We start from the raw sequence: 24,765 nt of genomic DNA, 5'->3' as shown, positions 1-24,765 counted from the left end.
TACGCCGCCGCCGCCGCCGACGCCTACGCCGCCGCCGCCGCCGCCGCCGCCGCCGACGCCTACGCCGCCGCCGCCGCCGCGCGAAAAGCTATGCGCGTCGCTCAAGCGGATATGCTGCTTGCCCTCATGTCTGCTGCACCGATTCCAATAGCTATGGAGGCTTCCCGTGAAGCCATTGTGTGAATCTGCTGTCATCAAAACCTACACCGGACGCTGGATCGACCTGCTGTGGCCTGAGACAGCCGATCTGTCGATTGATGATATTGCGTGGTCGCTGGCCGGGATTGAGCGCTTTACCGGCCATGCTGTGCGCCCCTATACCGTTGCTGAACACTGTCTGTTGGGCGTCGAGCAGTCGCTACCGCAGCATCGCCTGGCATTCCTGATGCACGATGCGCCGGAGGCCTATCTGAACGATGTCAGTGGGCCGCTCAAGCAGACGGCGATGTTTGAACTTTATCGCGCGCTGGAAGCGCAGTGGTGGGGTGCGATTGCCATGCGCTTCGGCATCCCTGAAAAGCTGCCCAAGGATATTCACGTTACAGACAAGCGCATGCTCTCGACCGAACTGCGTGATCTGATGGGGCGCCCGGCGCAGTGGGGAGATGCCTACAAGCCATTTCAGTTGACGATTCCGCCACGCTCGTCTTCGCGTGAATATCTCGCTGAACGCTTTCTGGCGAAGTTCCACGAGCTCGTCAGCGCAACAGTTGGGGCGAAGCGGTAAAGGAGGAGAGTGATGGCGAAAGAAGATGCAAACCCGGTCGTTCATGATGGGCTGCCGGAACTGTTGAGCATCGACAACATGGCGAATGGCGCTGTGTACGAGATGTTCAACGAAGCTTTGAACCGGTTGGCTGCGAATGTAGCCGACCCGAACACGGAGCCGACGCAGAAGCGGAAGATTGTTCTGACCATCGAAGCTGCGCCCTACAAAGACCGAAGTGGCGCGGAATATAAGGCGACGGTGGACACCAAACTGGCTGGACTGAAACCAGCGGAAGCGACGATGTATTTCGCCAACCGCAATGGCCAGCACCTTGCATTCGGACGCAACACCAAACAGCAGCAGATTGAATTCAGTGATGTTTCTGACGAGCCCGCGCCAAAGCCAAAACTGAATTGAACGGAAACGCTAATCGAGCAAATGCGCGCTGCGCAAGAAGGGATCACGCTGATGGAAGATTTGACTGTAGCGACGATTGATCGACTGATGGAACTGGCACCGGCCAGAGTCTTCGAGGTCGATGGATTTTTGCATCTCGACAAAAACAAGTCGACGACGCTTTTCATGCCTCCGAGCCCGGAGCCCATCCTGGTCGATACGCTCTCCGGCTTTGTGAAGCTGCTGGAGGTTGGAGTCGAGAATTTCGATCCTGCTGGCACGCTCGTCCATGTGAGTGCATTCGATGAAGTGCACCTGATCTCTTTGGAGTCGGACAAATTCGGGCGACGGCAGACATATATCAGCGCGAAGGCACATAAGCCGGAGCGGGTTTTCCCGTTTGGCTCGTTCATTGGGCAGGAGATGTTCAATATCCATCTGCGGTCGATGTTTGTGCAGACACCAGATCGATCTGGACGCCCTGGTGAGCCTTGCGGGGAACATTGCCAAGATCGCAGAGCTGCGGCAGGAGGACGATGGCTTCTCACAGAATGTCGCCGTCAAGAGCGGCACCCATCTTGTCAAAACCCAGACCCTGAAGCCGCGCGTGACGCTGAAGCCATTTCGCACGTTTCTCGAAGTGGAACAGCCCGATGGCGATTACATCTTCCGCGTCCAGAGCGACGAGCAAAAGGGAAATCTCTGTGCGTTGATCGAGGCCGACGCGGGACGCTGGAAACTGACTGCGATGGAGACGATCAAGGCGTGGCTGATGCAGCGGTTGCATACATCGGACGTGACGGAACTGGGCAATCTTCCAGTTGTCGCCTAGCGGGCTGGCCCCACGGCATGGTGTTACGCGAGATGCGTGAACGGCCAGCCTCCGCCGATGAAACACCGTGGGGCCGCAATTTTCAGGGGGAATCGAGGTTTTTCGTGAACATGCGCAAATTGGTCGAGAACGGCTGGACCTTGGAACGCATCGAGGAAGAAGTTCGGTTGCGTGCGGTGAGCGCAGCGGTTGCGTGTGAGGAGGGGCATTGCCAGAAGGCAGCAACGAGGCTCGGCGTGCACCGCAATACGATCTCGCGGCTTCGCAGGCCCGTCATCGCCCGTTTCAGGAAAAGTGAGGGAACAGCATGAGGCCGAAGAAGACGGTGTTGTACTGCTCGCCGAATCAAGAGTTGATCTCGCTTCGCGCGTTTGCGCTGTCTACCCGGGGTTTTCGGGTAAGCCGCTCATCCAATCCGCACCAGGCAATGCGTCTGCTGTTTGCCGCCACATGCCCGGACGTGTTCCTGATCGAGATGGGAAAAGGGGCATCGGGGAATTTCCTCGCGTCTGCGGCGAAGGAATGCTTGCCTGATCTGCGCGTGCTCTTGGTCGAGGATTTGCCAGACCAGGAGACGGGGTGCTTTGCCGATGTGGTTCTGCCGCAGGGAGTAGAAGCGGCTGTGTTGATTGAGCGGCTGCGGATATTGACAGCCCGGAAGCGTGGCCCAAGGAAGCGAGAATTACCGCCGCCTGCATGGATGCCAATAATGGAAGGGCTCGCATGAGAAAAGCTTTCGGTTGCATGGCCATAGGTTTTGCTTTTGTTTATTTTGCAGCGTGGGCCGATTCACATTATCCCGCGTGGTGGGCGTTTCCGTCCGTCCTTCTCGGCGTCGTAATGGGGGCCTGTTTTCTCATCAGCTTTCTCGTCTCGCTAGTGGAGTATGCCGATGGGGACTAAGACGGGAATCTCGTGGACCGATGCAACATGGAACCCGATTCGCGGCTGCTCGCGTGTGAGCGAAGGCTGCCGTCACTGCTATGCGGAACGCGCGGCCTATCGATTCAGCGGCCCGGGGCAACCGTATGAGGGTTTGGTGCAGATCGGCGCAGATGGCAAGCGCAGACCACAATGGAACGGTCAAGTGAGATTTGTCGAAGAGCATCTGCTCGACCCGCTGAAGTGGACGAGGCCGCGCCGGATCTTTGTGAACTCGATGAGTGATCTGTTTCACGAGAATGTCACCGACGATATGCGTGACAAGATTTTCGCCGTGATGGCGCTGTGCCCGCAGCACACGTTTCAGGTGTTGACGAAGCGGCCGGAGCGGATGTTGAAATGGTTCACGAACCATTACCGGGTATATTCGCCAGGTGCTCGTGAGCTTGCATTCACCTATGTTAAGAAGTTGCCGGGATACGACTCGGAGCATCCGAAGTGGATACGGCGGGCAGCCAATGCGTTCAATATCTGGCCGCTGCTGATCGCGGAGGCTCCGCGCCCAGTCTGGATGCATCGGACGCGCACCGGGTCCACTTTCACCGCCGACAATTACCCAATCCAGCTTGCCGTGGTCAGGGCCATCGCTAATCTCACCGGCGTCAGTCCAGTAAATGTCTTGCGCTGTGAGGCATGTCGAAAACCATTCAGGATCTTCGTGAGCCCGAATATTGTTCAGGTCAATTGGCCCCAGCAAAGGCTCAGCCGAGATGAACCGCACCGCCGCCGACGTCTGGAGCAGCAGTGGGATGCGCTCGTCCGCCGTCTTCCGGTCTTCGACCGAAACGCCGAGCCAGACATTGTCAAAGCCGCTGCGCAGCCGGAATCTGCGACTTCGCAGCAGGAGTCCGAACTGGAGACGAGACTCTGTCCGCGCGGCTGCGGGAAGCATCCGCATCGTGGGCGCTGCGCTGGGCCGATGACGCCGGCGGAGAGGCGCGCGGTCCGAAAAGAACGGACCGATGAAATCGTGGCTGACGTCCTCAAGGATGATTTGCCTGAGATTGCCGTCAGTCGCGTGGCATCCAGCCATGTGCCGTTGACGCTGGCAGCTCGTGGCGTGCGCGCTGACCGTCTGATTGCCGAAGAGATCAGCGTCAAGGACGTGCCGGAAGCATCGCAGCCTCGACGGCATCCGCAGGGGCGCATCGGTGAGTTGTGGGAGCGGTTTGTGCGTCTGGAACCGGGACGCGCGCTGAAGGTGAAGTGCCGCAACCCAACGCATGTCGCTTCGACGGACCGCGAGCTGGCCCGGAAGGCGCGGAAGGCCGGCATCGCGCTGGAGGGCCGCAGGGTCGGCTCGGACTACTACTGTTCGAAGGGCAAAGCGTGAAAGCGACATGGTGGACGTGCGGGTGCGGGAAGAAGCAGTGTCATCGCGGACGCGGAAGGCCGGTGTGCCAGGCGTGCGGCAAGCCAGCGCAGTTCGCCGTCTCGCCGCCGAAGGGCCAGCGCGGATTTGAGTTCAAAGATGAGAAGCAAGCTAATTCGCGATGACACCTCTTTGGTGGCTGACGAGGGACGGTGATCGTAGCGTGCTAGAGCTGTACGAACGACACTATTCTGCCCGCTCATTTGCCGACGGGAGGAAACGTAGGTTGTTTGTCGGGCCGAAGTTGGTGTTACGGACGAGGAATGCCGATGCTGGATTTGCCTGGCGGAAGTTTATCGATGACAGCGGGCAAGACGGAGTCAATTGCTGTTTCTTTCGCAACGAATCAGCATATCGCAGTTCAGAACTCATTCGACAGGCGGATGCGATTGCTGATGTCGTGTGGCCTTTTAGCAGGCATTACACCTACGTCGCAGCGGAAAAGGTTAGGTCAAGCAACCCTGGATATTGTTTTCTCAAGGCCGGGTGGCGGCGATGCGGCATAACTAAATCGGGGCTCGTGATATTGGAGCGGCCAGCAATGGAGAAGGTGCAGTATGAGCACACGGGTGATGGGGATGGTGTTTGACGGTGGGCCGGAGGATCTTGGCCAGCATAGCGTGTTGCTCGCGTTGGCGGACAATGCCGACGATGCGGGCGTGGCGTGGCCTGGCGACGAGCTGCTGGCGCGCAAGAGCCGGCTGAGCGTGCGTCAGTTGATACGTGTGCGTGCCGCGCTCGAAGCGGAAGGGTGGTTTACGGTGGCGCGGCGACGGCGCGTAGTCCGCGATGGCGAACAGCGCTATGGCAATCTCTATCAGCTCAACCTGGCGAAGCTGCGCGCCGCGGCCGAAACCGCACGAAAAACCCGCGAGGAAGAGTGTGAGAAGCGGGCGCGGGCGCCGAAAAAACGACGTGACATAGTGTCACGTGCAAGCGTGAATTATGCTGCAAAGATTGAGGCTTGCGGAAATCCACATGACACCATGTCACCTCGAACCTCAACCGAGCAAAACGACATGACATCGGAGCAAATCGACGTGACATCTGCGTCAAAACGACATGACATGCCCCCCTCGGAAGTGCTTTCGAATGAGGAAGATATTTTTAGGAACCGTCATTTAACCATCATAGAACCAAATACTACCCCTATAGTCCCCGCAAGCGGGGACGCGGGTGTGCGCGTTTCGCCGGCGGCGCGCAAAGCGGCGGCGCTGCTCTGGCAGGCGCATCGTGTGTTGCGCGAACTGAACATCAGCGACCAGCGCAAGCAGGATCGGCTTGTGGTGGCGATCGGCGATGCGCTGGAGATGCACTGTGATCGTGCGAAGTGTACGCCAGAAGTTGCGGGTGATCTCGCGGTGACGATGGTGCGGCGCTTCATCTCGGAACGCAGCCTGATGCGCCATGGATGGGGATGGACACGGTTTTTTGCGGAAGGTTTTTGGGCAAAGCCGGAGCTGTGGCCCTACGACCGAAACGCGCTACGTGAGATATCGCGCGGACGCGAGGCTTCCATTGGCATTTATAGGCAGGACCCTCTCGGAGGTTGAATGATAACCGTTTCGATTTGCTGTAATGACGGCGATAACGGAAACTTCGATGGACATGTGGCCGGCATCGAGATTCATGGAGCGGACGGTTGCGACATCAGCTTAGAACCCCGCACATGGCCCAGCCCGGAGTTCGTCTGGCTCGACGTGCCCCCACGCCCTCACGACTCCCGCGAAACTATGGGATTCAAAGTCGCGCGGTTCAGGTTCCGCTGCGCCCCCTACAAATCGTGGTACGGAAATTGGTGCTGGGATGCGGTGAAAATGAGTGGTATCGAAGTTCTGCGCCTCTGCCGGGTTCTGTGCAATGCAGGATGGGGATGCTCTGAAGCTGGAGTCGAATTTGCGGAGGCGTGGGATGCTGGGCACGAGAAGCTAACCAAGGAAGTTCTCAGCAGTGCTCTCAAACCCGATTGGCATATGCATGGCGGTACATGATGTTTCGCCGATGTTTCGGTTTTTCCCGCGTTTTGTGCGGGGTTCCCGCGTTTTGCGCGGGGTAGCGCAGATTTCTCTTGCAGTATTTTCGGTTCTTTCCGATAGTTGTCCGAGTGCAAAACATATCCTGCCTTGCGCAGCGTTGAATCGACACCCTTCGGGTGCGTTGGCTGAAAAAGCAGAAGAGACCGGGACGGAACACCGGGGAGCCGCGAAGAGTTAGCGGAATCGCGGATTCATTAGATTCCCAAAAAATGGAGTGAGAAAAATGGAGATCGAGAGCTATCGGCTCTACGGTTATGGCGCAGTCCTGCGCATCGAGGCTTTCGTGTCGCTGAGAGCTGGTCGTCGCATGGCTCGGCGCGGCCATGTAGAAGAGGGTATGGACCGAGATGGGATCACGCCATGTTTTCGACGGTTGCGGCCATTGGCGAAGCAACGGAAGATGCGCCCCACGAGAAAGGTTGAGGTGCGGGATGAAGATGCCGTAGTCGTCTTTGCCCGCAAGGATGTCGAAGCGCTGGCTGGGAGATCGTTCAAAGATGGGCGTTCGCACACTGCGAGGATGAGCGAAGAGCAGAAAGTAGCGCGTGTCGAGCGGATCTTCGCGGAGAGTGTTGAGCGCAGTGGAGTTGGAATCCACGTGAAAATGGAAGATCGTGTGGAGCGGGCGACAAACAAGCAGAATGCCTGGGGGAAGATCGGCAATCTGCTGAATGAAGTGAGAGTCGTGGAGAGCGCATGTCTTTAGTGCGGCCAGAGCAGCGTCTGGAGGCAGAGCCAGTGCAAGAGGTGACCTTTGGACAGCGCATTCTCGACGATCTCAGCGCCCTGCATGATGAGATCAAAGATTTGAAGCACGCGCAGGAGAAGATGACGATCAAGTTGCTCGGCGAAGTTGGTGAAGACACCAAACATGGCCGGCTGCCCATGGTGGAAGCTACGGCTGGCGACCATGAGAACCGCATCAAGTCGCTCGAAAATGACCGCACTGCAGTCAAGTCGGCAGCACGCACGGCGGCGTGGATTGGCGGAATTCTGGGCGGAATTATCGGGACGGGCGCAACGATTTTGGCCAATATTGCGATGGCGATTCTGCGCGGGCACTGAGATACAAGTTCGACGTTTGTTGTTCAATCCAATCTTGCGAAAGGGCGGAAAGAACAGAGCATGACGACGGGCAGACTCCCCAAGGGCTGCCCGTTTTCATTTTGAGAGTGCTATGGATACCGTCAGCGCAATTCGATTGAGTCTGGTTCATCCGGTGCTTGCTGCGAAGGTGCAGGCGATGACTGCGGCACTTGCGGCCGACGGTATTACCATTCGCGTTATTCAAGGACTGCGCACGCTTCAGGAGCAGAATGCGGATTATGCGAAGGGGCGCACGGCGCCTGGCTCGATTGTGACCAACGCGCGCGGTGGGCAGTCCTGGCACAACTATGGGCTCGCTGTCGATTGTGCGCCGGGAATTCGTGGTGCTGCGGTGTGGACACCGAACTGGGATGCCAGTTCGCTGGATTGGGAGACGATGATCTCCGCCGGCGAGGCGCAGGGATTGATTGCAGGAGCGCGATGGACGAGCTTTCCTGATCGACCGCATTTTCAGTTGCCGAACATTCCAGTCAGTCCTGATGATGCAGCGCGCACGCTGCTTTCTGCGGGAAGCATGAAGAATTTCTGGGCGAAGTATGGGCCTTTGCAGGAGTCTGCGTAGATGGCGGCGCACCTCACGGATCTGAAAAGCAGCGGCATCCCTTCGGTCACGAAGGATGACTTTTACCGCAAATATCTTCAGTGGGGCGATCTTGTCTTTTGTTGTGGGCAGCATCCCATTGCGCGTGCGATTGAAGGCGTCACGCATTCTCCGCTTTCGCATGTATTGATGGCGCATTTGCCCTATAGCCAGGGTCCGTGGATGACGCTGGAAGCGACTGTCACGAAAGGCGTCCACTTTGGATTGCTGAGCGACTATACCGGGTTTCAGGATGGCACGCTGATTCTGGCGCGGCGGAATCTGTCATTTATGCAACGGCTGTCGATGCTGGATACGATGGCTGGGCTGATTGACGATAAGTACGACTGGCGGCAGGAGGTCAGCATCGTTGCGAACCGGCTGCTGCATTTTCTTCCGGTAGTGCATCCGCAGGGTGAGCTGTACTGCTCGGGATTGATCTGGGCTGGCGCGCGAGCGATTGCGCCATTTGCTTACCAGGTGGATGCTGCACATCCGAGCTATCCAACGCCAGAGGACATCTACACCGATCCGAGCGTGGAAGCGATCTGCATGCTGGAAATGCCTGCGGCTTGAGAAGGAACGTGTCATGGTGATCGATACGGACAAACTGACGGCGAACTGGAAGACGACGGCGCAGGCTCTGATTGGTTCGGTGATCGCTGTGATTGTTGCGGTGATGACGTTGCCGAAGGGTGCGAGCCATGCCGTGGTTGCACTCGCCGTGTTGCGCACGTTGCTGGGACTGATTCAAAAGGATGCGCAGTGAAGATTGAATTGAATCCCGCGAAATGGTTTGGAAAGAAGAGCAGCGCTGCCTCTGTGGCGGCGGTGCCAAGCACGTCTGCGAAAGCAGTGGAGAATACGATGAGTACAACAGCAGTTACAACCGCTCCCACCACAACTGAGAATGGATTCGAACGCTTCATCGACAAAATCGGTGCGTTCTTCAAGCGAGCTGAACCGGCAATCAATGCCGCTGAGGGCGTTGCCGTGTCCGCAGAGCCGTTTCTGGCGCTGACGCCGTATGGCCCGGAATATGATTTGGTGCTGAACGCCATCGTTGGCGCGCAGCAGACGGCTGAGGCTTCGCTGGCTACCGGCGTTACGCTGACTGGCGAACAGAAGATGGCACTCGTGCTGGCAGCCGTGACACCTGGATTGACGGCGATTCTGAAGTCGAAGAACGTCACGAGCGGCATCCCGGCGGCAATCGCTCAGTTCGCGCAGAACGTCTACAACCTGCAGACGGGCCCGGCGACGACGGTGCCTCCTGCGGCTGCTGCTGCAAAGTAGCGGATGCCTTTGCAGCTATGTGCGAATAAGCCTGACTGCTCGAATCTTGTGGAGCGTGGCTATTGCCAGCAATGCGCTGCGAAAGGCTGCGGGAGGGATATGCGTCCCACCGCAGCGCAGCGTGGGTACGATGGGAAATGGCAGCGGGCTAGTCGCGCGTTTCTGTTTGGAAAGATGTGTGTGGGATTCCCAAAGGGCCGTCATGGGGAAGTGCTTGTGCCTGCTGCCCATACAGACCACATCATTCCGCATCGCGGCGATAAGAAGCTGTTTTGGGATCGGTCGAATTGGCAACCACTCTGCGCCACGTGCCATAGCGTGAAAACGGCTGAAGAAGATGGCGGCTTTGGCCGTCCTTACCGGGGTGGGTGAAATCTCTAGAGCCTTTCTGTCCTAGACCGCTGCGCAAACAAACATGCGATTCCACAAAATGAGATTTTTCACGGGGAAATGCCTCGAATTTCGCTTTTTCTCAATGATCTGCACGGATGGGCTTCATTCAGCCGCTAAGACGGCTTAGGGGCTGAATTGCGGTCGTTTTGAGGTTCATGAACCCTTTTAGGCTCTCATGGCGATTCTATGGCGGGAAGACCACGCAAAGCGAATGCTATTCATGAAATCACTGGGGCAAAGGCTAAAAACCCTCAGCGATTTCATGACCGGGAAGAGCCGGAGACGGCTGGGCCAATCGGCGATCCTCCGGCGGATTTTCTTTCCGAGCACGGTTCGGGACCGAAGCTCCTCGCCCTCTGGAACAAGCTCGTTGCTGAAGCACCCATTGGCTTGCTGACGGCTTCGGATTCGGAGTATCTCGCTGCCGTTTGCAGGATGGGCCTGGAAGCCAGTCGCGTCGGCTCGAAGGGATACCGGCAGGCGCTGAAAGAGTACGGCTTGATGCTGAAGGGGCTTGGCATGACACCTGAAGGACGCGCGATCCGTGGGATCGGCGGGAAAGCCCCAAAGAAGACGGTCAATCCGCTCGACGAATTTACCAGGGCGAGGCAGCGAGCCGGCTGAGTCGATTTCGATGGCGAAAAAGCTCTCAGTCGCAGAGAAGTACATCAGGGACGTACTTGCGGGGAAGATCGTTACCTCGCGCCTGGTCAGGCTTCAGATCGAGCGTCATGTCAAGGACCTCAAAGAGGGTGATAAACGTGGCCTCGTCTTCGATCGGGATGCAGCGCAGCACGTCATCGACTTCTTCCCGACGTTTCTTGAGCATGTGGAAGGAACGCTGGATGGCCAGACCTTCGTACTTGAGCCATTTCAGCAGGCGAAGCTCTGGATACTTTATGGCTGGAGGTGGAAGGATACCGGCTTCCGTCGATTCAAGTTTGCCTATAACGAGATCGGGCGAGGTAACTGCAAGTCGACTGAAGCCTCTGGACTCTGTCTCTATGAACTGCTGGGGATCGGTGAGCCTGGCGCGCACATCTACAGCGCAGCAACGGACAAGGATACGGCGCGCATTGTCTTCGACACGGCGCAGCTCATGCTCAAGCGTTCGCCATTTTTGCGCGAGCGTGTCACCTGCTATCTCGACAATATGCACATCCCGGGTACGGCGGCCAAGTTTGAGCCGGTTGCCTCGGGCGCTGAATTGCTTCTCGGCCTGCGGCCGTCGTTTATCGTTTTCGATGAACTGCATGAGAGTCCGAATGCGAAGCTTTGGGAAGTCTTTGAATCGGCGATGGGCAAGCGGGATAGTCCGCTGCTTTATGCCTGCACGAACTCTGGATATGATCGGCACTCCATCTGCTGGCGCAAGCGCGAATATAGCGTCAAAGTGCTTGAGGGAGTTTTTCAGGACGATACCTGGTTTGCATGGATCTGCGGCCTCGACGAAGGCGACGACTGGGAGGACGAAAGGAACTGGATCAAGGCCAACCCCGGCCTCGGGGTCATGGTCAAGCTCAAGGAACTCCGCGAAGCTGCCGCGAAGGCGAAGAACGACCCTGCCTCGCTCAATAGCTTCCTGCGCTTTCGAATGTCTGTGTGGACCACGTCGGATGTGGCGTGGATGCCTCCACACATCTGGGACCCATGCGCCGCACGCGTTGTGGACCGCATGGCGCTCCGTGGCCGTTCGTGCTTTGGCGCACTCGATCTTTCGACGACGACGGACATCAGCTCGTTCGTCATGGTGTTTCCGCCGGTCCCTGATGATGATTTCTGGTACGTCGTCCCTGAGTTCTTTCTACCCGAGGAGAGCATTCAGGACAGGGTCAAGCGCGACCGCGTTCCCTACGACGTTTGGGCACGTCAGGGCCTATTCAACCTGACGAAGAACGGGCGCATCATCGATTACCGCGCCATCCGCGAGAAGATTCATGAGATGGCCGAGCTCTACTCGATCAAAGAGATCATGTTCGACCGCTGGAACGCCAGCGATCTCGTGCGAAACCTCGAAGAGGACGGTTTCACGATGGTGAAGTGGGGGCAGGGCTTCAATGATATGCATGCTCCCGTCAAGCGGCTGATGGAGTTGACGCTTGAAGGGAAGTGGGCGCACGGCGGCAATCCTGTCCTGCGCTGGATGGCGCTGAACGTGGTGATCTACATGGACCCCGCTGGGAACATGAAGATGGACAAGAGCCGGTCCAAGGAAAAGATTGACGGCATGGTAGCGAGCGCGATGGCGCTGGGACGCGCGATGCAGGTTCCAGACGCGCAATATACGCGGCCGTATGTGGTTTATGTATGAAAAAGACTGAACAACGCAGTTGGACGATGACAGTTGCGGCTCTGATCGCTGCGATCGGCGTCAGCCTGGTAGTGCGCGGCGCCGATCTGGCGTGGCGCCCCGCTGGTTGGATATTGGCCGGGCTCGCGATTGCTCTTCCCGCTGTTTTTGTGGCGTACGACGCTTTCCGGAGCAAATAATTGAACCTGATTGAAAGCATCTTCCGCGGAGGTCTGCGGCTGCGGGCCGACGTGGGCGGCGCACCTGCTCCGTGGGACGATTTCTGGTACGAGCCAGCCGGTGGCCAGGAATCATCTGCGGGAATGAGGGTCACGCCGGAGACTTCCAAGCGGCTGGCGATGGTGCTTGCATGCGTCTCAGTGCGCGGCAAGATGATTGCCATCCAGCCATTCAAAATCCGCACGGACCTTGTGGGAGGAGGTAGCCGGACCGCGACGGAGCATCCGCTCTACGAGTTGCTTTATAGCCGTCCGAATCCAGTGCAGACGGCTTATGACTTTCGCTACATGATGAACGCGCATGTGGACCTGCGGGGAAATGCCTATGCGCTGAAGGTTCCCGGCCCCGACGGGTTCGTGAGCGAGTTGTGGCCTTTGCATCCTGATCGGGTGAAGGTAGAAGTGCTCCCGAAGACACGGCGCCCGATCTATGTGTATGACAACCCACTGACGAACCAGACCGAACGTTTTGTTCAGGAAGAAATCTTTCATCTGCGGGACTGGTCGGATTCGATCTGGCTGGGGCAGTCTCGCATTCGGATGGGAGTCGATGTGATGGGACTCGCGCTGGCGCGGCAGGATTATACGGCCCGCTGGCTGAAAAATGACGCTCGCACGGGGCTTGTCTTCTCCGGCGGGAACTTCAAAACGAAAGACGATGAACTGGATTTTATTCGGAGCGTGCAGGCAGGGAACGCCGGAAAGCATCGCGGTCGCGCCATGATGCTTCCGCTAGGGATGGACGCAAAGAGCCTGAGTGTCACTCCTGTGGATGGGCAGTTGCTTGAGGGTGGTAAATATTCTGATACGCAGATCTGCTCCATTATGGGCGTTCTGCCGCACATGGTCGGAATCGACAGCGGCAAGGCTGCGACCTTCGCCAGCACAGAGCAGTTCAACATCATGAACGCGCAGTACACCGTGCATCCCATGAACATCATGTGGGAGCAAGCGGTGCAGCGCGATCTGCTGGCCGATTCGCGCTTTTACGCGAAGCTTTCGATGGCCGCATTTCTACGCGGGGACAATGCCACGCGGTTCGCCGGCTATGCGACAGCGATTCAGAACTCCTGGATGTGCCCTGATGATGTACGCGAGCTGGAGGACCTGAACCCGATTCCGAACGGACAGGGCAAGCTCTTCTGGCGATCGGCGAACCTGCTGCCGTTGTCGCAATTGGTAGCTCCTTCGCAAATTGTGAAGAGCGCACCGGATGATCCTGAAAGCGATGATGATGCTTCCGACGACGGTGCGGGGTCGGGCACGCCAGATGCGGCAACGATGGCGGCGACACGCGGACGGCTGGAACTGCTCGCTGCGGGTGCGGCGGACCGTTGTGTGCGAAAAGAAGTGAGCGCCGTGCGACGCATGATCGATGGGGATGCCGGGTTCGCCGAGGCGTCACAGTTTTATGTGGAGCACACGCGGTTTATTGCAGATGTGTTCCACATGGAAGCGAGCGTAGCGCTGATGGTGAAGATTGCATGCGATGCGCGCGCGCAGCATCTTGCTCTGCTGCTGGCGGACGAGGAAGACGAGACACATTCGGCGGCGCTGGAGTGGATTGAGCACGTCGCTGCAACCGAACCGAGAAAGTTAGCGGCCCTGGCCGTGGAGGGAGTGCAATGACGCTATATGAGAGTGTCCGCAAGGCGATGTATGGGCAGGTATGGGCGATGCGGCCCGAGAACTTGAAGGCCCTGGAGGCGCTGGTGCGCGTTGGCGCGGCCCGCAGCGTATTGGGAGCCACGGAAGAAGCAATTCTTGCCGCGGCACTTGGCATCCAGGCTGCACGCTCGGCGCGGCTGGCCAGCGGAGCGAAGGGCAGCGTTGCGGTAATTCCCGTCTATGGAACGGTCTCGCGGTTTGGTTGGGGCGCGTCCACGCTGCAGCTCGCTGGGCAGCTTCGGCAGGCTGTAGGCGATCCGAATGTCGGAGCGATTGTGCTCGATATCGACTCGCCCGGAGGGACGGTCGAAGGCGTCGACGAACTTGCCAGCGAGATCCGCGCAGCGCGCGGCCAGAAAAAGATCATCGCATGCACCGGCGGCATGTGTGCTTCCGCCGCATATTATCTTGCATCAGCGTGTAGCGAGATTGTTGTGGCGCCTTCTGCGCTGATCGGCTCCGTCGGCGTCTATTCGATTCACGAGGACGATTCGCAATATCTCGACAATCTAGGCATCAGAGTCACGCTGATCAGTTACGGCGAGAACAAGACCAATGGAAACCCCTATGAACCGTTGGGCGACGGCGCCCGGCAGGATATGCAGCAGATGGTCGATGACTTTGGCGGCATGTTTGAGGCGGCGGTGGCGAAGGGCCGCAAGACATCGCAGGCCAATGTGCATGCGACCTACGGGCAAGGCAAGGTCTTTGGCGCGAAGCAAGCCGTGAAGATCGGCATGGCGGACACCGTGGCGACGCTCGACGAAGTGCTGGCGCGCTATGGCGCCGTGATTCAGGGCGCAAGTTCGCCCTATGGGTTGGTGAGCGGCGAGGTTTTAGCCGGTGAGAAGAAGACCAAGCGAGTCGATGGCGAAGATCTTGAAAAATCGGCTTTTGCTTATCAGGGATCGGAAAAAACAGAAGACTGGCATCTGCCCATCGAGTTCTCGACAGACGAAAAGACCGAGGCGCACATTCGCGATGCGATTTCGCGTTGGAGTGAGACGGAGATGCCCGACGCGGAAGAAAAGAAGCGCGCGCGCGCCCGCATCAAGGCGGCGGCGAAGAAGCATGGCATCGAGGTCAGCGACGACAGCCTGGCTTCGGCTGACGGAGCCTCTATCGAGGCAGCGCATGCGCGGTATCGGCGTCAATTGGAGCTTGCTGGCGCCTAGTTTCTGAGGACTTTTGAATCAGAGGAAATCCCGCCTATGCGGGGCTTCCTCTTCTCCCCATGAATGCCCGGATCGCTCCGGGCTTTTTTGCGCAAGGAACTCTGCCCGATGGCAGACTGCCGCAGGCGCGACCACCTGAACCATAACCGCCCCATGGAGGGGGAACCCCGATGAATATTATGCAATTGGTGCAGAAGAAGGCAGAGGCTCTGAAGAAGGCGAGGGCGTTGAGCACTCTGGCCGAGAGCGAGAACCGCGACCTGACCGATGCGGAGAGCGCGGAGTTTGACGCCCTGATGGCTTCAATCAAGTCGTACAGCACGAATATCGATCGCGCAGCGGGCCTGCTGGAAGCAGAGCGAACTGCTCCCACCGTGGATGCGTCCGCGACCGGAGCGGCTGGCGCTTCCGCTGGCCATAACCGTGGCGAAGACAAGCCGTGGCGGAACTTTGGCGAGTTCCTTGGTGCGGTCAAGGCGACGACCATCCGTGGCGGACACGTCACCGACCCACGTCTGCAGGCGGCGCTCGGAGCGAGCGAGACCTCGGACGCGGACGGCGGCTTTCTGGTTCCGACGGAGCAGTCGACGGAGATCATCGACCGGGTGTGGAACGAGGGTCAGGTTTCGGGCCGCGCTGACCGCACGCCGATGAGGACTTCTCGCCTGACGATCCCTGGCGTGAACGAAGACAGCCGGTTGCCCGGCTTCCGGTATGGCGGCATCGCCGTCTACCGCGAGGCGGAAGCTGCGCTGTATAACTCGTCGAAGCCGAACTTCAAACTGATCGAACTGATCAACAACAAGCTGATCGGGCTGCTCTACGCGACGGAAGAGTTGCTGGAGGATACCGATGCGCTTTCGGCGTGGGCATCCAAAACCTTCCCGAAGGCGATGGCGTTCACGCTTGATGATGAGTGCATCAACGGGCTGGGCTCCGGGCAGTTCCTCGGCATCCTGAATTCGGGCGCGCTGGTCATAGTGGCCAAGGATTCCGGTCAGGCTGCCGCGACGATCACCACGAGCAACATCCTCAACATGCACGCGGCCAGCCTGGCAAGCGGGCGCAAGAACTCGGTGTGGTTCATCAACCAGAACATTGAGTCGCAACTCTATGCGCTGACGATTCCGGGCGATATGGGCACGGCAGTCGCGCTGTATGTGCAGCCGGGGATGCGTGGCAACAACGATGGCGGTTACGGCACGATTCTCGGTCATCCGGTCATCCCGATTGAGCAGGCAGCAACGCTGGGAACCGTCGGCGACATCATTCTCGCCGATATGGACCAGTACCTCATCGGCGAGCGGTCCGGCATTCGCGCGGATTCATCGATCCACGTGCAGTTCCTCACCGGCCAGACGGCCTTCCGCTGGATGATGCGCAACGATGGTAAGCCGAAGCAGAAGGCTCCCGTGACCCCGTACAAGGGCTCGCAGGCGCTCAGCTCCTTCGTTGCCGTCGCCACCCGCTCGTAAGCCAGCGCAGTCGGCAGCACTTCAACCGTGACGGGGCTGAACGCTTCGGCCCCGTCGCCTACAGCGGCTCTTACGGCCGCAGGAGAGAGCACTATGGGAGCACGTGGAATCAACCTCGCAGAAGAGGGGCATGTCATCTCCATCCTTTCGCCGCAAAGCATCAGCGGCGGCGTCGCAGCGACGCCGTTCAACCTGAAGAACGCGGCGAAGGCCAACATCATCATCCAGCTCGGCGCACTTGCCATTGCGCCAGGTGCAATCACGCTGAATGCCTGCTCGGACATCTCGGGCGACGGCGCAACGGCCATCCCGTTCACGTACTACAAACAAACAACCTCCGGGAACGCGAACGATACGCTCTCGCTCAACGGAAGCACGCCGTCGACGGCGTTTGCTGCGACATCGGCCGGATTCACGCCTGCCGACACGGCAAACACGTTTTACGAGATCGTCGTGCAGGCTGACCAACTGCCGGCGGGACTGCCCTACCTGCAGCTCGAACTGGCGTGCGGCTCCGGCGCGGACTATGCCTCGGCGGTCGCAATCCTGACTGGGCTGAACTATCCGGGCAGCCAGCAGCCAACCGCAACCACCTAAGCGCTGGACCCAGCGCCTAGCACCAGAGTCGTTCCCCTCGACGCTCTGGAACGGATGGGAGAAAGCAGGAGGATCGGCATGGAGCCTCCTGCTCCCCAACGTCGCAAAAGGATTTCTTATGCGAATTCGTTTGAAGATTGGCCGCCGCGCAGGCGAGGTGGTGGAAGTGTCGCCCGAAGCGGCCCGCGCCATGCTTGCCGATGGCCGTGCCGTGGACATTCGCGCGGAGATCGGTGCGATGCCCATTGAAACCGCGACGCCCGAGGTGGCTTTACCTCGCGCGGCTGAACCCATCACGCGCCGGAGGCGTCGTTGAACGAGATTATCCAAATCGCGGCACCGCTGGCAGAGCCGGTGTCGGTCGCGGAGATGATGTTGCAGCTTGGGCTTGGGACGCCGGCGGATTCCACGCTCAACAGCCAGCTCACGAGCCAACTGACGACGTTGCTACTGGCGGCACGCCAGTATTGCGAGAACTACACGCGCACTGCCTTCATGACGCAGACGTGGCTACTGCAGCGCGATAGCTGGCCCTTTGTTGATGGCCGCTATCGCACCGGCGGGGCTTTCAACGCAGCTTTTCGCCTGCCGAAGCCGCCATTCCAGTCGATTGCGTTTATGCGGTATGTCGACGTGGACGGAAATATCCAGCCGCTGACCCAGAGCACGGATTATGGCTCGAACCCCAACGATCCCATCTATGGGTATCAGCTCGATCCCGGCTCGGACACGAGGCCCGCGCGGTTACTGCCTCCGTGGGCCAAGCCGTGGCCGCCGCTCCGCTACGTGGCGAATGCGGTTATGGTGCAGTTCAAGTGCGGATACGGCGGCTCGGTTCCGGCGTCGATGGCAGCAAATTCCCCGATTCTGGTGGGCCCCGTCTTCAATGCCGGGGATGTTGGCCAGGCGGTGAGCGTGCCGGGCGCGGGCACTGCGGCAGCCAATCTGGTGACGACCATTGCTTCTGTTGACGAGAACGGGCGGGCAACGCTCGCAGCCAGCGCGACTGTTGCGGTGACCAATGTATCGGCTTATGTGGGACAGCCGGTGCCGGAGAGTGTTCGTCAGGCCATCAAGTTTATGGCTGCATTCTTCTTTCAGAACGGCGTCGACGTTGATCTTCCAACTCCGCGCATCATCGCGGAGCTGCTGGAAATGTACAGGAACCGGGTGGCATAGATGGCGACTTGGCCCTTTCCATGGCATAGGAATCGCAATCCTTTTGTGATTCCGCCGGGCTCGCTGCGCTATCAGGTTTCGGTGCAGGCGCAGTCCACGACGCAGGATTCGCTCGGCGGCCAGACGGAGACGTGGGCCACGATCCTCACGTGCATGGCGGCGATCGAGACGATCTCGCAGCGTGAGGCCTATCAGGAAGGGCAGTTTTCTGCGCAGGTAACGCATCGCGTCTCGATGTATTGGCCAGGAGTCAGCCTTGTGATTCAAGGGGGAATGCGCGTGCTGTTTGGAAGCCGCATTCTTCTGATTCAAACGCCGGAGAACGTGCAGGAGCGCAACCGTGTGCTGCACCTGCATTGCCTTGAGATCAATGGAGCGCAATAGATGATTCTCGAAGGCATCGTAGCGTTGATCGTGCAGGCGGGGTCCGGGCTGGAAGCCATCACGGCGAACCGGATATTTCCGATCACGCTGCCGGAGAACATCGGCGCAACGCTGGCTACGGGACCCGCCATCACGTTTCAGATTGTTGGAGGCAGAAGTGATCCGACGTTCGAAACCTCCGGGCTGCAGATGCTCCGTGTGCAATTTGACTGCTATGCCGTTGGAACGGCCAGCGCATCGGGGGCAAAGACCGCATATCAGGTGCGCGACGCGCTGACGCAACTGCTGAATGGATATCGAGGCGCACTTCCCGATGGAAGCTGGCTGGAGGGTGCCGAACTGATCCAGATGATCGATTTCTTTGAAAGTGCAGCGCGGCAGTACCGCTGCATGGTCGAGTTCTATCTCTATTTCAACTTCAACTTCGCTTGAAACTTCCGCCATCCCCCAACACTCAACCCTGCGCCCTCTGGGCGAAGGCAATCTTGATTCACCCAGGAGAATGATATGGCATACAAGAACAGCAAGGCGCAGGCAGCAATCAATATGCTGGTTTCCATCGGTCCGGACGCGCCGGACTATACCGGCAATCCCATCAGCATTACCGGCTCGACGACCACCTCCAGCGCGTCGGTCACTGCGGTGTCGAGCACGGTGGGCCTCTATGCGGGTCAGCCTATCTCCGGTACGGGCATTCCTACCGGCACAACGATTGCCAGCATCGGCTCCGGCACGTTGACGCTCTCGCAGGACGCGACGGCGACGGGCTCGGCGGTGGCGCTCAGCGTGGTCCCGTTCGTCCCCATCTATGAGATGAAGCAGACGCCGGTGAGCGGGCAGAAGTGGGATGTCGAAGACATTACCAACTTCCAGTCCGGCGAAAACAAGGAATGGCTGAAGACGCTGCTCGATACCGGCAAGGTTGCCCTGCAGGGGAACCGGGTGTCGACCGATCCCGGCCAGACGCTGCTGAAGGCCGCTTTCCTCGATCAGCGGGCATTCATGTTCCAGATTATCTTCCCGATGGCGCAGGGCCAGACCACCTCCGGCGATACCGTGGTGTTTGCCGCACTCGTCGAGCAGTACGACGAGACGGTGACGGTCGGCAAGTCCATCACCGTTTCGGTCAGCCTGCAGCGCACTGGACAGCCGACTTATACCGAGGGCAGCTAGCCTTCTTCTCCCTTTTCCTCCGCCGGGCGCGGCTTGCACCTGGGAAGCCGTGCCCGGTTATTTTTCCCCAAATTTGTGTTCTGAAAGGTTTCTATGAGCAAGAAATCACGCTTCAATTCTGCTGCTGAGAAGATCGACCCCACCCTGCCGTTCACTGAGATTGAGATTGACGGCAAAACCTACAAGATGTGCTTCAATCACAGGGCGCTGGCTCGCGCGGAGGTCAAACTGCTGGCTGCGGGACATGATGCGAATCTACTGTTGCGTATTGGCAACCTGACGTTTGATAGCGTGCGGACATTGTTTGCGGTGTCGCTCTACCATTACCAGCCAGAGATGGATTTCGACACGGCGCTAAAGCTTTTTACGCGTGAACTGGCATTGCCCATCACCAATGCCATGCTGGAAGCATGGAACGGCAATATGCCGAAGCCGGAGGCTGATAGCGGCCGCCCTCTCGAGCCCGCATAGGAGCCGGGCGGCAGGAGCTCTGGAATCAAGCGCTAGCCTTTGCGCGCGTCCACCTTGGGATGCATCGCGAAGAGTTTTTGGAGATCGATCCGCGTTATTTTGCAGCACTCGTAAAAGAACATCAGGTAAAGCTGCGCCGCGCGGACGAGATGACGGAGATCATGGGCGCGCAGATCGTGGCCATGGTGCGCCGTTGTGGTTTTATCCAGTTTGAGGAGCAGCTCACCGCGAAGGACTTCATGCCGTCGCTCTGGAAGAATGAAGCGTCGGCAAAGCCGAAGCGTCTCAGCCGCAGGCAGCGCGAGAAAGAGATCGAAGATCTGCGTATCTATTGGAAACTTGCGGCTGGGTTCAAGCCGAAAAGATGATATACTGCGCGGCATGAAAAGGCTGTGGGTGTTCGTGGTGGTAATCGGCTTTGGTCTTTATGTGGCCCATCGTGTGCATCAGGAAGATGGCGCGCAGACGACCGCGATTGTGGCAGCTTCGAGTGTTGCGGCATCGCTTCCTCCGGCGAATCCCACGCGCGAAGCTAAATGCCGTGATGCGCTTCGAGCCGTGCCATCAGGAGTCATTGGGGAGTACGACTCGCATGGGGACATGGCAAAGGTTGAGGTTGGAGATGCCTTTTATGAGGCTTCCTTTAGCGATAAGCAATTGCTGGATGCGATGATACGTTGTGTTTTGTCGCAAGGGCGCGACGGAGATGCAGGTTTGGAATATATCAGCTATCTCGATTTCCGTACGCACAAAGAAGTGGCGAAGTGGTCGCGTCCATTGGGTTTCTCGGTCAACTGAGTCGAAGGTTTTGAAGCAAAGAAGAGAGCCGCCTGCAGGCGGCTCTCTTCTTTGTGTATAAGGTTCCCGATGGCAGAGATGGAGATGGATTTTCGTGGTTTCGATGCCCTCGGTGCAAAGATGAGCGCATTGGGCGAGGAAATCACCGGCGCAACCGCCGTTCGCATGGTGCGGGCCGGGGCTACGGTGTTTCGGCAGGAGATGGTGGAGCGTGCGCCCGTGCTGGATAAGAAGACAACGGGAAGCGATTCGCTCGAACCGGGCGCGATGAAGGCTGGTATCCGCATTCTGATACCGAAGAATGCCGTTCCGGTCGAAGGGCATATTGGACCAAAGCCGAGTCTGCAGCGCGTTGCGCATGACGTGGAATATGGCCACCGCGAAATTCACGGCGGCTCGCTGACGTTGTTGGGAAATGGTAAGACGCGCGGAACCGGCGTTGCCGGTGAAGATGTACCGCCTCATCCATTCGTGCGGCCAGCGTTTGAAGCGGCGCAGGGAAGCGCGGAAGAGGCCATGATGCATGTCCTGGATGAAGTGATTGGAGAAAACGATGCCAAATAAGGTTGAAGTTGTTGTCGCTGTCGACGGCGCGCAGGCGACGAAGGCACTCAAGGAAGTCGGCGCGACCGCGATTGCAACCGGAAAGGCCAATGCTGAAGCTGCCAAAGCGGCAGCGTTGGCGGCGAAATACTCCGGCGATGCAGTAACACAAGAGAGTGTTCGCATCGTTCAGTCGAGAGAAAAAGAGCGGCAGGCGTCGATTGACGCGATGCGGATTCAGGCGCTGACACGCAAGGGATTTCTTGACGAGGCGACGGGCGTTACTGCCGCGGCCGCTGCTTATCAGCGACTGGCTGCGGCCAAGCTGGAGACGGCGCGAGCGAGCGAAGTCAGCGCGAAGACCCACGATAGTGTCAGCCTGAAAGAGCGCATCGGAGGCGTTTCCCTGCGTGAGGCGGTTCCGGAGGGACTGGAAGCGATTACTGGAATCGCTGCTGCGGGTGAGATCGTCGACCAACTCAAGGAAGCTGTCTCGCGATCGCTGGAGTTTGCGGAGGCGATGCAGCGCGCAAGCCGCGAGACAGGTTTGGAAGTCGGCACACTTTCCACGCTGCACTATGCGGCTGCGGTTACGGGCGGCGACTTTGACCGGATGGCGCAGGCGGTTGCGCGCATGGACCGCATGATTGCGCAGGCCACCGAGGGCAATAAGACTTCGAAGGCCTTTATGAAGTCGCTGGGTCTGAATGCAACGGATCTGGCGAATCGCACCGATGGGGCAGAAATCGCCTTTCGCAAGTTCGCGTCGACGCTGGCGCAGACGGAGAGCCCGATTCGCCGGGTGGAGCTAGCCAGCCAACTCCTCGGCCAGCGGGCAGGCGCTGAGCAGATCGCCACACTGATCGAACTGGGGGACAACTGGCAGATCTTCCAGCAGAAGGCGTCAGCGGCAGGCGTTGAACTCAACGGCAAACTCGCAGAGCAGTTGGAAGCGACAAAAGAACGGATGGCTGATCTGCAACAGCACGTGGAGGGGGCTGGGCTTTCTTTTACGGCAGGACTGACGCCTGCGCTCACTCAGGTGATTGCTGGGGTTGAAGCGCTGACGGGCGGCGTGGGCTCGTTCAACGATCTGGGCGCGCGGTTCGGCGAAGAGATCAAGCTGGACACGCAGTTTCTGGTTGCATTTGTTGAAGCTCTGCGGGAGTCAAAAGACGGCTTAGTGTGGCTCGACGCTGAGATTTCTCATTTTTTTGTTTCCCATGGTTATACGCTTACGCCGCAGGGATATGTTTCGACGAGCCATTCAGCCGCTGCTGCTCATCAGGCCAAAAGGGCGAAGGATGCCATTGCCGACATCGGGAAAGCCCAAGACGATTATGCCAGGATAGTTGCCGCGATGAACGCGCCGCCTACCGGAATTCTTCCGGGCGATCATGGAAAAGGCAATAAGGGCGGCAAGGGTGGTTTTGGCGGCGTCGGCGACCTGACGAACACGGCGAGCAGGGAGGCAGAGAAACAGATCAAGCAGTTTCAGGATCAGCTCAACCATATGATCCTCGAGCGCAATGTCGATCTAAAGACCGAGTACGACTATTGGGAGCAGAAAAAGGACACGCTCGTCAAAGGCTCAGCGGCCTATGCCGATGAATATAGCGCCATTGAGGCCAAGCAGCGGACACTGGCCGAGGAAGGGTTACGGCAGGCGCATCAGAGGATTGCGCGGTTTATGGCCGAGGATGTGCGCAGGAATGGCACCGTTGCGCCGAAGGACGATGCGCTGTTGACCTGGCGGCAGCACGATGCGCGGGCACAACAGGATCGATACGATGTCTCGAACGAAATCTACGCCATGCAGGTGCGCACCGGGATGGCGCTCGAAGAGATGCGCATTCGCAACGAGGCCGGGAAGAGCATCAGCCAGGAGGCGGCTGCGCTGCAACTGGCCGCGATCCATGCGCAGCAATATGATGCCGAGCTGCAGCGGCTGGAGGCGCAGAAGAAGGCCTACACCAACAATCCGCTGCTGAGCAACGGCGCAGAGGACCAGCAGAAGAAGATCGACGCGCTGAAGAAGCAGATTGCGGAGCTGGAGAGCAGGCGCACGATCAGCATCCAGCAGGACGCCTATGCGGTGAAGGACGCCGATCAGTCAGCCGTCTATGGCGCGACCCGAGCGCTGGAGGAGTTCGCGCAGGCTGCGACCGATGCTTCGCGGGTGATGCAATCCTGGCTGAATAACTCGATTGACCGCACCAATGGGGCTATCGTCAACGCGCTGACGGGACCGAGCTGGGACCGTGGCCGACAGTTCACGAGCGCGGGGCATGAGATCTTCACCTCGGCCGCCGCGGGAGCGCTGAAGTTTGGTGAGGGCAAGTTCGGCATCGATGGAACGTCTGAAGCCAGAGCGCTGTGGGTGCGGGTGGCGGGGCATATGAATCAATATGCGGTGCCAAAGCAGCTCATGAACTTTTCAGGCGGAGGCGACACAGGCAACGTGGGCATGAGCAGCGATCTGCAATCCATCCTTTCGGCGATGCCCGCGGCTGCGATGCCGAATGTGGTCCAGGCCGGAGGCGGAAGCGGTTCGAGCGGCGCGGGCATCGGCAGCATGGTTGCGAGCGCATTCAGCACCTTGCTGAAGATTCCCGGCTTTGCCGACGGCGGCGACTATCCCGGCAATTCGCTGATGCTTGTCGGCGAGAATGGCCCGGAGATCATGGCTCCGCGCTCGGCGGGCACGATCATTCCGAACCATGCGCTGGGCGGCGATACATATCATCATCACTGGAACATCGACGCGCGCGGTGCGACGGACCCGGCGCAGGTTCATGCTGCGGCGCAGCGTGCCGTGATGGAGGCTGCACCGCACATTGTGAGAGCAATCGATGAGAGGAGAATGCGGCGCCCGTCGATGCGAAGCTAAATTTGCCTAAATTACCAACCTTCTTTTTTGCTCCATTCGGAGCGAGTCGAAATAGCCTGCGGGGGCTGAATCGTCGGCTGAAAGTCGATCTGTGCAGGGAAAGCAGTATTTTGAGTGAAGATTATCCCCTTGACACAAGGTAAGGACATTGCTATCCTTTCTTCACTGAAGGCTTGTTGAGTCTTTCCACCTCTGTTTTCAAGTGTTTGACGATCTTCGG

The 24,765-nt window shown here is 58.7% G+C and carries 35 protein-coding genes and 2 pseudogenes; 33 read left to right on the top strand and 4 right to left on the bottom strand.

All coding sequences use genetic code 11. The annotated features are described in order from the left end of the window. A partial coding sequence (locus IEX36_RS17390; RefSeq protein ID WP_188760858.1) for a hypothetical protein occupies positions 1–195 on the bottom strand: 195 nt, incomplete at its 3' end. Here IEX36_RS17390 and IEX36_RS17385 point away from each other — a divergent pair. Together IEX36_RS17385 and IEX36_RS17380 are read left to right on the top strand one after the other, a co-directional pair. Further along, on the top strand, positions 167–727 hold the full coding sequence (locus IEX36_RS17385; RefSeq protein WP_188760857.1) for a hypothetical protein: 561 nt from the start codon (positions 167–169) through the stop codon (positions 725–727). The two genes, IEX36_RS17390 and IEX36_RS17385, sit on opposite strands and share 29 nt — an antisense overlap. A 12-nt stretch (positions 728–739) precedes the next feature. Beyond that, positions 740–1,126 carry a hypothetical protein gene (locus IEX36_RS17380; RefSeq protein ID WP_188760856.1) on the top strand — a complete coding sequence of 129 codons (387 nt, stop codon included), beginning with the start codon at positions 740–742 and terminating at the stop codon, positions 1,124–1,126. Between the two features lie 9 nt (positions 1,127–1,135). Here the strand turns inward: IEX36_RS17380 and IEX36_RS17590 are convergent, their stop codons facing one another. Further along, on the bottom strand, positions 1,136–1,396 hold the full coding sequence (locus tag IEX36_RS17590) for a hypothetical protein (protein WP_229669109.1): 261 nt from the start codon (positions 1,394–1,396) through the stop codon (positions 1,136–1,138). A gap of 193 nt (positions 1,397–1,589) precedes the next feature. Here IEX36_RS17590 and IEX36_RS17370 point away from each other — a divergent pair, with 193 nt between their 5' ends. The 5 genes and pseudogenes from IEX36_RS17370 to IEX36_RS17760 form a co-directional block, all read left to right on the top strand. Further along, on the top strand, positions 1,590–1,937 hold the full coding sequence (locus IEX36_RS17370) for a hypothetical protein (RefSeq protein ID WP_188760854.1): 348 nt from the start codon (positions 1,590–1,592) through the stop codon (positions 1,935–1,937). A gap of 32 nt (positions 1,938–1,969) precedes the next feature. Next, a complete protein-coding gene (locus tag IEX36_RS17365; protein ID WP_188760853.1) occupies positions 1,970–2,248 on the top strand; it encodes a hypothetical protein in 279 nt (92 codons plus the stop codon). After that, positions 2,245–2,664 carry a response regulator gene (locus IEX36_RS17360; RefSeq protein WP_188760852.1) on the top strand — a complete coding sequence of 140 codons (420 nt, stop codon included), beginning with the start codon at positions 2,245–2,247 and terminating at the stop codon, positions 2,662–2,664. The genes IEX36_RS17365 and IEX36_RS17360 overlap by 4 nt, the downstream gene beginning before the upstream one ends. Beyond that, complete coding sequence (locus tag IEX36_RS17585; protein ID WP_229669108.1) at positions 2,661–2,840, top strand: hypothetical protein; 180 nt, start codon at positions 2,661–2,663, stop codon at positions 2,838–2,840. Before IEX36_RS17360 ends, IEX36_RS17585 begins: the two co-directional genes overlap by 4 nt. Further along, a pseudogene (locus IEX36_RS17760) lies at positions 2,824–3,342 on the top strand (DUF5131 family protein); the annotation flags it as partial. The gene IEX36_RS17585 and the pseudogene IEX36_RS17760, both read left to right, overlap by 17 nt. A gap of 75 nt (positions 3,343–3,417) precedes the next feature. Here the strand turns inward: IEX36_RS17760 and IEX36_RS17755 are convergent. Continuing rightward, positions 3,418–3,771: pseudogene (locus IEX36_RS17755) on the bottom strand (DUF5131 family protein); the annotation flags it as partial. Between the two features lie 437 nt (positions 3,772–4,208). Here IEX36_RS17755 and IEX36_RS17350 point away from each other — a divergent pair. The 26 genes from IEX36_RS17350 to IEX36_RS17225 all read left to right on the top strand — a co-directional run bounded on the left by IEX36_RS17350 (position 4,209) and on the right by IEX36_RS17225 (position 24,545). Next, positions 4,209–4,376, top strand: coding sequence for a hypothetical protein (locus IEX36_RS17350; RefSeq protein WP_188760850.1), 168 nt, complete (start codon positions 4,209–4,211; stop codon positions 4,374–4,376). Between the two features lie 432 nt (positions 4,377–4,808). Continuing rightward, positions 4,809–5,804: a helix-turn-helix domain-containing protein gene (locus tag IEX36_RS17345; protein WP_188760849.1), complete on the top strand. Its 996-nt coding sequence runs from the start codon at positions 4,809–4,811 to the stop codon at positions 5,802–5,804. Positions 5,805–6,510: 706 nt separating this feature from the next. Next, positions 6,511–6,993 (top strand): hypothetical protein, encoded by a 483-nt coding sequence (locus tag IEX36_RS17340; RefSeq protein ID WP_188760848.1) that lies wholly within the window; start codon positions 6,511–6,513, stop codon positions 6,991–6,993. Further along, positions 6,984–7,352 carry a hypothetical protein gene (locus tag IEX36_RS17335; protein WP_188760847.1) on the top strand — a complete coding sequence of 123 codons (369 nt, stop codon included), beginning with the start codon at positions 6,984–6,986 and terminating at the stop codon, positions 7,350–7,352. Before IEX36_RS17340 ends, IEX36_RS17335 begins: the two co-directional genes overlap by 10 nt. A 112-nt stretch (positions 7,353–7,464) precedes the next feature. Beyond that, on the top strand, positions 7,465–7,956 hold the full coding sequence (locus IEX36_RS17330) for a M15 family metallopeptidase (protein WP_188760846.1): 492 nt from the start codon (positions 7,465–7,467) through the stop codon (positions 7,954–7,956). After that, positions 7,957–8,550: a C40 family peptidase gene (locus IEX36_RS17325; protein WP_188760845.1), complete on the top strand. Its 594-nt coding sequence runs from the start codon at positions 7,957–7,959 to the stop codon at positions 8,548–8,550. Between the two features lie 13 nt (positions 8,551–8,563). After that, positions 8,564–8,743: a hypothetical protein gene (locus tag IEX36_RS17320; protein ID WP_188760844.1), complete on the top strand. Its 180-nt coding sequence runs from the start codon at positions 8,564–8,566 to the stop codon at positions 8,741–8,743. A gap of 98 nt (positions 8,744–8,841) precedes the next feature. Further along, on the top strand, positions 8,842–9,270 hold the full coding sequence (locus IEX36_RS17315; RefSeq protein ID WP_188760843.1) for a hypothetical protein: 429 nt from the start codon (positions 8,842–8,844) through the stop codon (positions 9,268–9,270). A gap of 3 nt (positions 9,271–9,273) precedes the next feature. After that, complete coding sequence (locus IEX36_RS17750) at positions 9,274–9,642, top strand: HNH endonuclease (RefSeq protein WP_188760842.1); 369 nt, start codon at positions 9,274–9,276, stop codon at positions 9,640–9,642. Between the two features lie 207 nt (positions 9,643–9,849). Further along, positions 9,850–10,287 (top strand): hypothetical protein, encoded by a 438-nt coding sequence (locus tag IEX36_RS17305; RefSeq protein WP_188760841.1) that lies wholly within the window; start codon positions 9,850–9,852, stop codon positions 10,285–10,287. Positions 10,288–10,297: 10 nt separating this feature from the next. After that, positions 10,298–11,974, top strand: a complete 1,677-nt coding sequence (locus IEX36_RS17300) for a terminase large subunit (protein WP_188760840.1) — start codon at positions 10,298–10,300, stop codon at positions 11,972–11,974. Continuing rightward, on the top strand, positions 11,971–12,153 hold the full coding sequence (locus tag IEX36_RS17295; RefSeq protein WP_188760839.1) for a hypothetical protein: 183 nt from the start codon (positions 11,971–11,973) through the stop codon (positions 12,151–12,153). The genes IEX36_RS17300 and IEX36_RS17295 overlap by 4 nt, the downstream gene beginning before the upstream one ends. After that, a complete protein-coding gene (locus IEX36_RS17290) occupies positions 12,154–13,821 on the top strand; it encodes a phage portal protein (protein WP_188760838.1) in 1,668 nt (555 codons plus the stop codon). Beyond that, entirely contained in the window at positions 13,818–15,035 is a 1,218-nt protein-coding gene (locus IEX36_RS17285) for a S49 family peptidase (protein WP_188760837.1), read from the top strand. Before IEX36_RS17290 ends, IEX36_RS17285 begins: the two co-directional genes overlap by 4 nt. A gap of 170 nt (positions 15,036–15,205) precedes the next feature. Beyond that, complete coding sequence (locus tag IEX36_RS17280; RefSeq protein WP_188760836.1) at positions 15,206–16,510, top strand: phage major capsid protein; 1,305 nt, start codon at positions 15,206–15,208, stop codon at positions 16,508–16,510. A gap of 93 nt (positions 16,511–16,603) precedes the next feature. After that, positions 16,604–17,107: a hypothetical protein gene (locus tag IEX36_RS17275; protein ID WP_188760835.1), complete on the top strand. Its 504-nt coding sequence runs from the start codon at positions 16,604–16,606 to the stop codon at positions 17,105–17,107. 118 nt (positions 17,108–17,225) lie between these two features. Continuing rightward, entirely contained in the window at positions 17,226–17,423 is a 198-nt protein-coding gene (locus IEX36_RS17270; RefSeq protein WP_188760834.1) for a hypothetical protein, read from the top strand. After that, on the top strand, positions 17,420–18,286 hold the full coding sequence (locus IEX36_RS17265) for a head-tail connector protein (protein ID WP_188760833.1): 867 nt from the start codon (positions 17,420–17,422) through the stop codon (positions 18,284–18,286). Before IEX36_RS17270 ends, IEX36_RS17265 begins: the two co-directional genes overlap by 4 nt. Next, positions 18,287–18,670, top strand: coding sequence for a phage head closure protein (locus IEX36_RS17260; protein WP_188760832.1), 384 nt, complete (start codon positions 18,287–18,289; stop codon positions 18,668–18,670). Further along, the gene (locus tag IEX36_RS17255; RefSeq protein ID WP_188760831.1) at positions 18,671–19,102 is read left to right on the top strand and encodes a hypothetical protein; all 432 of its coding nucleotides are present in this window, start codon (positions 18,671–18,673) and stop codon (positions 19,100–19,102) included. Positions 19,103–19,177: 75 nt separating this feature from the next. After that, entirely contained in the window at positions 19,178–19,843 is a 666-nt protein-coding gene (locus tag IEX36_RS17250) for a phage tail protein (RefSeq protein WP_188760830.1), read from the top strand. Between the two features lie 93 nt (positions 19,844–19,936). Continuing rightward, on the top strand, positions 19,937–20,314 hold the full coding sequence (locus tag IEX36_RS17245) for a hypothetical protein (protein ID WP_188760829.1): 378 nt from the start codon (positions 19,937–19,939) through the stop codon (positions 20,312–20,314). A 59-nt stretch (positions 20,315–20,373) separates the two neighbouring features. Further along, positions 20,374–20,682 carry a hypothetical protein gene (locus tag IEX36_RS17240; protein ID WP_188760828.1) on the top strand — a complete coding sequence of 103 codons (309 nt, stop codon included), beginning with the start codon at positions 20,374–20,376 and terminating at the stop codon, positions 20,680–20,682. Beyond that, the gene (locus tag IEX36_RS17235; RefSeq protein WP_188760827.1) at positions 20,654–21,112 is read left to right on the top strand and encodes a hypothetical protein; all 459 of its coding nucleotides are present in this window, start codon (positions 20,654–20,656) and stop codon (positions 21,110–21,112) included. The genes IEX36_RS17240 and IEX36_RS17235 overlap by 29 nt, the downstream gene beginning before the upstream one ends. Positions 21,113–21,181: 69 nt before the next feature. After that, positions 21,182–21,676: an HK97 gp10 family phage protein gene (locus IEX36_RS17230; RefSeq protein ID WP_188760826.1), complete on the top strand. Its 495-nt coding sequence runs from the start codon at positions 21,182–21,184 to the stop codon at positions 21,674–21,676. Beyond that, positions 21,666–24,545 (top strand): hypothetical protein, encoded by a 2,880-nt coding sequence (locus IEX36_RS17225; RefSeq protein WP_188760825.1) that lies wholly within the window; start codon positions 21,666–21,668, stop codon positions 24,543–24,545. The genes IEX36_RS17230 and IEX36_RS17225 overlap by 11 nt, the downstream gene beginning before the upstream one ends. 11 nt (positions 24,546–24,556) lie before the next feature. Here the strand turns inward: IEX36_RS17225 and IEX36_RS17575 are convergent. Next, the coding region (locus IEX36_RS17575; protein WP_229669106.1) for a hypothetical protein at positions 24,557–24,765 on the bottom strand (209 nt) is incomplete at its 5' end.

This window comes from Edaphobacter acidisoli (genome assembly GCF_014642855.1).
GTDB lineage: Bacteria > Acidobacteriota > Terriglobia > Terriglobales > Acidobacteriaceae > Edaphobacter > Edaphobacter acidisoli.
This window is presented reverse-complemented; position numbering and strand designations above follow the sequence as displayed.

Bases quoted from the DNA above. Each gene is read 5' to 3' on its own strand.
- IEX36_RS17380 (WP_188760856.1), top strand. From the start codon at position 740: ATGGCGAAAGAAGATGCAAACCCGGTCGTTCATGATGGGCTGCCGGAA.
- IEX36_RS17590 (WP_229669109.1), bottom strand. From the start codon at position 1,396: ATGGACGAGCGTGCCAGCAGGATCGAAATTCTCGACTCCAACCTCCAG.
- IEX36_RS17365 (WP_188760853.1), top strand. From the start codon at position 1,970: ATGCGTGAACGGCCAGCCTCCGCCGATGAAACACCGTGGGGCCGCAAT.
- IEX36_RS17360 (WP_188760852.1), top strand. From the start codon at position 2,245: ATGAGGCCGAAGAAGACGGTGTTGTACTGCTCGCCGAATCAAGAGTTG.
- IEX36_RS17585 (WP_229669108.1), top strand. From the start codon at position 2,661: ATGAGAAAAGCTTTCGGTTGCATGGCCATAGGTTTTGCTTTTGTTTAT.
- IEX36_RS17345 (WP_188760849.1), top strand. From the start codon at position 4,809: ATGAGCACACGGGTGATGGGGATGGTGTTTGACGGTGGGCCGGAGGAT.
- IEX36_RS17340 (WP_188760848.1), top strand. From the start codon at position 6,511: ATGGAGATCGAGAGCTATCGGCTCTACGGTTATGGCGCAGTCCTGCGC.
- IEX36_RS17335 (WP_188760847.1), top strand. From the start codon at position 6,984: ATGTCTTTAGTGCGGCCAGAGCAGCGTCTGGAGGCAGAGCCAGTGCAA.
- IEX36_RS17330 (WP_188760846.1), top strand. From the start codon at position 7,465: ATGGATACCGTCAGCGCAATTCGATTGAGTCTGGTTCATCCGGTGCTT.
- IEX36_RS17325 (WP_188760845.1), top strand. From the start codon at position 7,957: ATGGCGGCGCACCTCACGGATCTGAAAAGCAGCGGCATCCCTTCGGTC.
- IEX36_RS17320 (WP_188760844.1), top strand. From the start codon at position 8,564: ATGGTGATCGATACGGACAAACTGACGGCGAACTGGAAGACGACGGCG.
- IEX36_RS17315 (WP_188760843.1), top strand. From the start codon at position 8,842: ATGAGTACAACAGCAGTTACAACCGCTCCCACCACAACTGAGAATGGA.
- IEX36_RS17750 (WP_188760842.1), top strand. From the start codon at position 9,274: ATGCCTTTGCAGCTATGTGCGAATAAGCCTGACTGCTCGAATCTTGTG.
- IEX36_RS17305 (WP_188760841.1), top strand. From the start codon at position 9,850: ATGGCGGGAAGACCACGCAAAGCGAATGCTATTCATGAAATCACTGGG.
- IEX36_RS17300 (WP_188760840.1), top strand. From the start codon at position 10,298: ATGGCGAAAAAGCTCTCAGTCGCAGAGAAGTACATCAGGGACGTACTT.
- IEX36_RS17295 (WP_188760839.1), top strand. From the start codon at position 11,971: ATGAAAAAGACTGAACAACGCAGTTGGACGATGACAGTTGCGGCTCTG.
- IEX36_RS17285 (WP_188760837.1), top strand. From the start codon at position 13,818: ATGACGCTATATGAGAGTGTCCGCAAGGCGATGTATGGGCAGGTATGG.
- IEX36_RS17280 (WP_188760836.1), top strand. From the start codon at position 15,206: ATGAATATTATGCAATTGGTGCAGAAGAAGGCAGAGGCTCTGAAGAAG.
- IEX36_RS17275 (WP_188760835.1), top strand. From the start codon at position 16,604: ATGGGAGCACGTGGAATCAACCTCGCAGAAGAGGGGCATGTCATCTCC.
- IEX36_RS17270 (WP_188760834.1), top strand. From the start codon at position 17,226: ATGCGAATTCGTTTGAAGATTGGCCGCCGCGCAGGCGAGGTGGTGGAA.
- IEX36_RS17260 (WP_188760832.1), top strand. From the start codon at position 18,287: ATGGCGACTTGGCCCTTTCCATGGCATAGGAATCGCAATCCTTTTGTG.
- IEX36_RS17255 (WP_188760831.1), top strand. From the start codon at position 18,671: ATGATTCTCGAAGGCATCGTAGCGTTGATCGTGCAGGCGGGGTCCGGG.
- IEX36_RS17250 (WP_188760830.1), top strand. From the start codon at position 19,178: ATGGCATACAAGAACAGCAAGGCGCAGGCAGCAATCAATATGCTGGTT.
- IEX36_RS17245 (WP_188760829.1), top strand. From the start codon at position 19,937: ATGAGCAAGAAATCACGCTTCAATTCTGCTGCTGAGAAGATCGACCCC.
- IEX36_RS17240 (WP_188760828.1), top strand. From the start codon at position 20,374: ATGCATCGCGAAGAGTTTTTGGAGATCGATCCGCGTTATTTTGCAGCA.
- IEX36_RS17230 (WP_188760826.1), top strand. From the start codon at position 21,182: ATGGCAGAGATGGAGATGGATTTTCGTGGTTTCGATGCCCTCGGTGCA.
- IEX36_RS17225 (WP_188760825.1), top strand. From the start codon at position 21,666: ATGCCAAATAAGGTTGAAGTTGTTGTCGCTGTCGACGGCGCGCAGGCG.